Annotated in this window: 5 protein-coding genes; 4 read left to right on the top strand and 1 reads right to left on the bottom strand. The window is 71.1% G+C overall.

Annotated features, from left to right (window positions below):
• Positions 1 to 245 precede the first annotated feature (245 nt).
• The 4 genes from ACFWEP_RS30750 (at position 246) to ACFWEP_RS30735 (ending at position 3894) form a co-directional block, all read left to right on the top strand.
• Positions 246 to 950, top strand: a complete 705-nt coding sequence (locus ACFWEP_RS30750) for a TetR/AcrR family transcriptional regulator (RefSeq protein ID WP_387374988.1) — start codon at positions 246 to 248, stop codon at positions 948 to 950.
• 67 nt (positions 951 to 1017) lie between these two features.
• Positions 1018 to 1533 carry a DUF4334 domain-containing protein gene (locus tag ACFWEP_RS30745; RefSeq protein WP_387374986.1) on the top strand — a complete coding sequence of 172 codons (516 nt, stop codon included), beginning with the start codon at positions 1018 to 1020 and terminating at the stop codon, positions 1531 to 1533.
• Entirely contained in the window at positions 1530 to 2621 is a 1092-nt protein-coding gene (locus ACFWEP_RS30740) for an NAD(P)-dependent alcohol dehydrogenase (RefSeq protein WP_387374984.1), read from the top strand. The genes ACFWEP_RS30745 and ACFWEP_RS30740 overlap by 4 nt, the downstream gene beginning before the upstream one ends.
• A 79-nt stretch (positions 2622 to 2700) precedes the next feature.
• The gene (locus ACFWEP_RS30735) at positions 2701 to 3894 is read left to right on the top strand and encodes a TetR/AcrR family transcriptional regulator (protein ID WP_387374983.1); all 1194 of its coding nucleotides are present in this window, start codon (positions 2701 to 2703) and stop codon (positions 3892 to 3894) included.
• Positions 3895 to 4013: 119 nt separating this feature from the next.
• Here ACFWEP_RS30735 and ACFWEP_RS30730 read toward each other — a convergent pair whose 3' ends face one another.
• Positions 4014 to 5213: an oxygenase MpaB family protein gene (locus ACFWEP_RS30730; protein WP_387374981.1), complete on the bottom strand. Its 1200-nt coding sequence runs from the start codon at positions 5211 to 5213 to the stop codon at positions 4014 to 4016.
• Positions 5214 to 5638 lie beyond the last annotated feature (425 nt).

Below are 5638 nucleotides of genomic sequence, written 5' to 3'. Positions count from 1 at the left end.
ACCTTACTGAGCGTTCGCTAAAACGTAGAAGTGCGGGCCCGTCCGGTCAACTCCCCGTGCCGCAACAGTTTTTACTGAGCCATATCGGGGAAGTCCCACCGGGCCGGACACCTTTCGCCCGGCGTCACTGATCGATCGCTAAGCACCGAAGGGGAGCCGTCGAGGACTCACGGCCGTACGATGTCGCCGATCGCGGCCTTGCCCCCGATCCAGCACGATCCGAACGAGAGGCCCCGGGAGAGTCGTTGAACACCGAGCCGAGCCAGGACACCACGCCACCGGCGGAGCACTGGCGCTCCTACGGACCACTCGAACTGCACCCGATCCTGCGGCACTCCATGGAAGCCTTCAACGAGCACGGATACCACGGCACTTCGGTCCGCGACATCGCCGGCCGGGTCGGCGTCACGGTGCCGGCGCTGTACTACCACTACGAGAACAAGCAGGCCCTGCTGGCCACGCTGCTGGAAGCGTCCATCAAGGACGTCCTCGACCGCTGCCGGGCCGCCGCCGGTGAGGCCGGGGACGATCCGCTGGCGCGCATCTGCGGCATGGTCGAGTCGATCGTGCTCTACATGGCCCACCGTCAGCGGCTGGCCTTCCTGGACACCGAGATCCGCAGCCTGGAGCCGCGGAACCGGGCTCGCTACGTCGCCCTGCGCGACTATCTGGAACACATGCTGCTGGACACGGTCGAGACGGGCCGGGCGAAAGGCGTGTTCACCACGCCGTTCCCGGCCGACGCGGTCCGTTCGGTGCTCGTCATGTGCCAGGGCGTCGCCAACTGGTTCCGCGCGGACGGCCCGCTCACCGCGGAGGAGGTCGCCGAGCGCCACGTACTGCTGTGCCTCGGCACCCTGGGCCACCCCGGCGCGGTCACCGGCGACCCCGCGCTCCCGTCCGGACGGGCTTCCGCCCCCGGAGGTTCCGCTCCGCGCACCTCCGGGTGACCCGGCGGGGCCTCGCGCCGCACCACCGCTCCAGCTCCAGGTTCCGCAACCACGAGAGGACACCCGCATGAAGGCGCTCGAAGCCCGCACCCGGTTCCAGAAGCTCCGGGAGCGCGACGGCCTGGTCGACCCGCTCGAACTCGACGCCATCTGGGCCGTACTGGACGCCGTCCGCCCCGAGGAGATCCTCGGCGGCTGGAAGGGCGGCGAGTTCCGTACCGGTCACCCGCTCGACGGCATGCTGGCGAAGGCCGACTGGTACGGCAAGTCGTTCGTCTCCGTGCACGACGCCAAGCCGCTGGTCTGCCGGAACGCGGCGGGCGAGCTCTACTCCAACCTCGAACTCGGCCAGGGCGAGGCCAGCTTGTGGACCGTCGAGTTCAGAGGCGAGCCGACGGCCACCATGGTCTACGACGGTCGGCCGGTCTTCGACCATTTCAAGCGGGTGGACGGGAACACGCTGATGGGCATCATGAACGCCAAGGGGGTCCCGGCCGAGGGCCCCTTCTACTACTTCTTCCTGGAACGCGCCCCCGAGATCGGGCTGGTGGAGGAGACCCCGCGCACCGCCGGGGAATCGTGAGACACGTCCGCGCTGCGGTCGTGGAGGCGCCGGGCGCACCGTTCGTCGTGCGGGACGCGGAGCTCGAAGGTCCACGGCCGCGCGAGGCGCTGGTGAGGATGAACGCGGTGGGCGTCTGCCACACCGATCTGGGGATGCGGGACACCTGGCCCCGGCAGCTCACCCCGATGGTCTTCGGCCATGAGGGCACCGGTCTGGTCGAGGCGGTGGGCGCTGAGGTGACGGGCGTCGCGCCCGGTGACCGCGTCTGCCTCACCTTCGCCAGCTGCGGGGCCTGCGGAGAGTGCGCGGCGGGCCACCCGGCCTACTGTCGCGCCGCGCCTGCCCTGAACTTCTCCGGCGGGCGCGAAGACGGCTCCACTCCGCTCTCCCTCGACGGCTCAGCCCTGTGTGCGGGCTTTTTCGGCCAGTCCAGCTTCGCCACCCATGCCGTCGTCCACGAGCGCGGCATGGTCAAAATCCCCTCCGACCTGCCGTCCGAGGTCGCCGCGCCGCTGGGCTGCGGCGGCCAGACGGGCGCGGGAACGGTACTCAACCGGCTGCGCCCCGGGCCGGGCACCTCCCTGGTGGTCCTGGGCGCGGGCGGGGTCGGCCTGAGCGCCCTGATGGCTGCGGTGGCCGTGGGCTGCGACCCGGTGGTGGCCGTCGACCCGGTCTCCTCCCGACGTGCCCTGGCCGTGGAACTCGGCGCTCGGGCGGCCCTGTCCCCGGGGGACGGCCTGGTGGCGGCGTTGCGTGAGGCCACGGGAGGAGGGGCGCACTACGTGGTGGAGACCACGGGGCGTCCGGAGATGGCCCGCCGGGCCGTCGGCGCGCTGCGACCGCGCGGCGAACTCGCTCTGCTCGGACTCGGCGGTGAGGTGACGTTCGACGTGATGGCACTGCTCGCCAAGGGTGCGCGCGTCCACGGAGTGATCGAGGGAGACTCCGACCCCGGCCGCTTCCTCCCCGAGCTGATCGGCCTCTACCGGCGCGGCCTCTTCCCGCTCGACCGGCTGGTCACCACGTTCCCGTTCGAGGAGATCGGGGCGGCGGTGGCCGCCATGCGGGACGGCAGCGTGGTCAAGCCGGTCCTCACCTTCCCCTGACCACCGCTGCGGGAATCACGTCCGGGAGCACTCGCCGAGGGATCCCGGCCCCCTGACGACGTGTGATTGACTGATCCGCATGGCCTCCGCCTCCCCGTCCGCGCGTCCGGCCGCCGGCGCGACCGCGGCCACGCGGCCCCGCAACCGCAGGCAGCTCATCGTCGAGGCGGCCGGGCGGGTCTTCAGCGAGCGCGGCTACCACGCGGCGTCCATGGAGGAGGTCGCGGCCGGCGTGGGGATCACCGCTGCCGCTCTGTACAGGCACTTCCCGAACAAGTACGCGCTATTCGCCGAGTGCGCCGACGTCATGGTGGACGGCCTGGTCGCGGCGCTCGACGAGGTGCCGCCCGGGGCGGCGTCGGCACACGTGCTCGCCGCAGTCACCCGGATCACCGTCGCTCACCGTGCGTCGGGAGGCGTCTACCGGTGGGAGGCCCGCTACCTCCGCCGCGAGGACCGCCGACGCCTGGCGGTCAAGTTCGCCCGGCTGGCCGGGCGGGTGGACGAGGCGGTGCAGCGCGAACACCCGCGGGCCGACCGGCAGTTGCGCGCCCTGGCGGCCCTCGGCGCGATCGGATCCATCACGATGCATCACACGTCCATCGCCCAACGCCGGGCCGAGGAACTGCTGCTGGCGTCCGCGCTACGCGTGGTGGCGAGTGATCCGGCGACGGGTCCGCCGGGGCCGCGCGTCGCCGTGGACCTGCCCGCGCAGCCGGTGCCGCGCACGCGCCGCGCGGAGATCCTCGCGGCCTCCGTACCGCTGTTCGCCCGGGACGGGTTCGTCAGCGTCACGAACGGACAGATCGCGGAAGCGGTGGGCCTGACCCCGTCCGCGCTCTACCGCCACTACCCCGGCAAGATCGACATCCTGGCCGCGGCCTGTCTCCCGGCCGCGGCGCTGCTGGCCCAGGGTGTGGAGAGGAGTCTGCGCGAGGTGGCGGGCCCGCACGACGCCATCGTCGCGCTGGCGGCGACCTATGTGGCCTACAGCTTCGAGTACACCGAACTCAACAGCGTCGCCGAGGCCGAACTCGCCGGTCTGCCCGCGGGACTGCGGCGGCCCGTGGTCCTCGCCCAGCGGGAGCACATCGCCGTCTGGGAGCAGCAGTTGAGGCTGGCGCGCCCGGAACTGGACCCGCGCCAGGCACGGGTGCTGGTGCACGCCGGGTTCGGCGTGGCCGTGGAAGCGGGGCGGAAGCTCCGCTGGCAGGACACCCCGGAGCACCGCGAGGCCGTGACCGCCCTGGTCGTGAGTGCTCTGGGCCTCTGAAAGCTGCTGCCGGGCGCGGCGCGCTGCGCCGTCGCCGTGCCGGGAAGGGCTGTTCGTGCCGGTGCCCGCCCCCGGCCGGTCACCGCGGGGCGGGCACGGGTGGGGACCGGGTCGGTGGATCAGGCCGCCCTGTTCCCGGTGGGGATCGTGATCGCCGTGGTGGTCCCGGAGGTTCCCTTGTTGAGGAAGAGCATGGCCAGGGCCCGTACGAACTGGTCGAACACGTAGAACGTTCCGGGCATGACGGGGGACAGCCCCTCACGGAACAGGATGAACGCCGGCCACGCGGTGCGGACCAGGGCCGCCGACACGTAGTCGCGCTTCAGCCCCAGCCAGTCGCCGACTTGGTCGCTGAGGACGTAGCGCACGAACTCGTTCAGGAACCCGCGCGTGACCCCGAGGTCGATCTGCGCGGTCAGGCCGAGCAGTTCCTCGGCGAGGGCGATGCCCTCGGTCGACGGAGTGAGGATCGGGGTGAGTACCTGCGCGGACTGCGCCTCGGCGGCGGCCCAGGTCTTCGGGATGTACTCGTCCGGCACGCCGAGCAGGTGGACGGCGACCTGCCACGAGTGCAGGAACGCCTCCTGGTCCGCGGCCGAGAACGGGACCTTCCATTCGAGGAGTTTGCGGTGGACGTAGGTGCCGAGGCTGTGGAAGGTGACCAGGATGTCCGCCGCGCTGATCGGGACGGTCTCGTCGGCGACCGCCCGCCAGTGCGGCGACTGCGGCAGCAGGTGACGCACCGCGGCGTGCACCACGCGCGTCTTGTTCGCGGTGACGACGAACTGTCCCGTCGGCTCGAAGGCTCCCAGCTGCGAGAGGTCGTACCCGAACGTGAACGTCTTGGCGGCACGGTCCTGCATGTTGGCGCCGCCCGCGGACCAGTAGACGCTCTTGGCCTCGCGCGGGATCACCGTACTCATGATCCCGCCGCCGAGTCCGTACAGCATGAAGAGGTACGTGTCCCTGCGCCGGTTGAAGTCGGCGGCGCGAGCCAGCTTGACGGGGTCGGCCCAGGAGGGCAGCCGGTTGACCTGCCCCAGGTACGAGGTGAACTCGGCCGGTACGCCGGAGGGCAACGGGTCGTTGTTGTTCACCCAGGACGCCCACGCGGTGTTGATCGCCGGCACATGGCCGTTGTCGACCATCGTGGCCATCAGCGGGTCCGCCAGGTCGTCCCAGATCCATGCCGGGCCGGTTCCCGCAGTGGATCCCGCCGCCGATCCCGTCGAGGCCCATGCCTGAGCAGTGTCGGTCACACCCACGAGACCGAGGGCCACGCCGAGGGACAACATTTTTCGCCTGCTGAGATTCTCCATTGACTTACCTGCTTCCCTGATGGGTCAGATGGCTTCGATTAGCCTTCGCAGACGTGCAAGTCGAGTGATCCAGACGCGATGGACCGTGTCATACCGATGTGATTTTCGATTAACATAGCGAGGTACGACGGTGTCGGCAATGGTCGTGACAGGAGCTCGCCCAAGTCGGTCCGCGGCGGGCCGGCAGCGAGCCGTGGCCGGCGGCCGGGGTGCCGCGTACGTGCCCGGGGCGGTCCGAGCAGTCCGCCGGCTGCGCGGGACCAACTCCCCTTCCGCGATGAGGGGATGAGGAAAACCGCTTCCTTCTCCGCTCACCTCGCGCGGCGGTGGCGCTTCGCCCGCGGTACGACGACCGCCCCTCCGCGGCCGGCCGGGCCGCCGGGAAGCCGGCGACATGACGGTGCCCGCCGGCGGAAGGGCCGGCG

The organism is Streptomyces sp. NPDC060198, from assembly GCF_042728415.1.
Lineage (GTDB): Bacteria > Actinomycetota > Actinomycetes > Streptomycetales > Streptomycetaceae > Streptomyces.
The sequence above is the reverse complement of the archived record's forward strand: the minus strand, read 5'-3'. Positions and strand labels throughout refer to the sequence as shown.

Coding starts and splice junctions, on each gene's coding strand:
- ACFWEP_RS30745 (WP_387374986.1), top strand. CDS start 1,018: ATGAAGGCGCTCGAAGCCCGCACCCGGTTCCAGAAGCTCCGGGAGCGC.
- ACFWEP_RS30735 (WP_387374983.1), top strand. CDS start 2,701: ATGGCCTCCGCCTCCCCGTCCGCGCGTCCGGCCGCCGGCGCGACCGCG.
- ACFWEP_RS30730 (WP_387374981.1), bottom strand. CDS start 5,213: ATGGAGAATCTCAGCAGGCGAAAAATGTTGTCCCTCGGCGTGGCCCTC.